Source organism: Streptomyces calidiresistens (assembly GCF_014141525.1).
Lineage (GTDB): Bacteria > Actinomycetota > Actinomycetes > Streptomycetales > Streptomycetaceae > Streptomyces > Streptomyces calidiresistens.
The window spans coordinates 1-1,221 of sequence record NZ_VKHS01001171.1 but is presented as its reverse complement, the minus strand read 5'-3'; the positions used below and the strand labels follow the sequence as shown (position 1 = coordinate 1,221).

The 1,221-nt window shown below is 74.0% G+C and carries 2 protein-coding genes; both read right to left on the bottom strand.

Going from position 1 to position 1,221, the window contains the following annotated elements:
• Positions 1 to 12 precede the first annotated feature (12 nt).
• Positions 13 to 393 (bottom strand): thioredoxin, encoded by a 381-nt coding sequence (gene trxA / locus FOE67_RS26195; protein WP_182667304.1) that lies wholly within the window; start codon positions 391 to 393, stop codon positions 13 to 15.
• Between the two features lie 231 nt (positions 394 to 624).
• Positions 625 to 1,221: oxidoreductase dimerization domain-containing protein (locus FOE67_RS26190; RefSeq protein WP_182667303.1), on the bottom strand; the 597-nt coding region annotated here is incomplete at its 5' end.

The following is a 1,221-nucleotide window of genomic DNA, read 5'->3' as shown; positions in this document are numbered from 1 at the left end:
GGGAAGCCGGGGTCACTCGCGCCCGTCGGCCCCCGGCCCATCGGCGGCCATGGAGGCCCGGATCTCGTCCATGTCGAGTTCGCGAACGGCCGAGATCACCTTGTCCAGCGCCGGGGCGGGAAGGGCACCGGGCTGCGAGAAGACCAGCACACCCTCCCGGAAGGCCATCAGGGTGGGGATGGAGGTGATCTGGGCAGCCGCCGCCAGCGCCTGCTCGGCCTCGGTGTCCACCTTGCCGAAGACGATGTCGGGATTGGCCTCGGCGGCCTTCTCGTAGACGGGGGCGAACGCCCGGCACGGGCCGCACCAGGAGGCCCAGAAATCCACGAGCACGATGTCGTTGTCGGTGACGGTGCTCTCGAAGTCGGTGGCGGACAGGGCGATGCTGCTCATGGGCCGGCTCCTTCCGGACGATCGGCGGACGCGGAAACGGCGCCCGATACCCCTCGGGGTAAGGAACGCCGAAGGGGTTCGGGGTATTCCCCTCGGCGGACCACCCGGGACGGGGAACGGGAACCGTGCCCGGTGCCCCGGCTCCCGACCCGCTTGCCCGTACCGCCGGCCGACCAAACCCCGCCGGCGGGGGCCGGGGAACACCCAGTCGCGCCGGGCGGCTCCTCCCCTTCACAGCTCGAGCCGCTCCAGGGCCTTCAGCAGGGCCTCGCTGTAGGTGGGGAACTGGGCCACCCCGTCCAGCAGCGTGTCGATCGGGATACCGGCCCGGACGGCCAGGGCCGCCTGGTGGAGCCACTCACCGGCCATCGGGGCCACGGCCCACGCCCCGATGAGCACCCGACGCCGCCGGTCGGCCAGCAGCCCCATGACGCCCCCGGGGTCGGTCTCGAAGGTCCAGGGGCGGGCCAGCGAGGCCGCCAGGTCGAGTTCGCACGCGACCGTCTCCACGCCCTCCTGCCGGGCCTCGTCCGCGGTGAGCCCCACGGCGGCCACCTCCGGATGGGTGAAGACCACCCGGGGGATCCCGGTGTGGTTCGCGCGACGCGACCCACCGAGCATCGCGTCCGCCACGACCCGGCCGTGGTACTGCGCCACGTGGGTGAACTGCGAGATGCCCGTGACGTCGCCGATCGCCCACAGACCGTCCGCGGTGACCCGACACCGCTCGTCCACCCGCGGCGCGCCGCGCCCGTCGAGCCCCACCGCCTCGCACGCCTCCTCCAGCGCGCGCCGGGCCTCCGCCGGGCGGTCGGCGCCGGCCCGTCC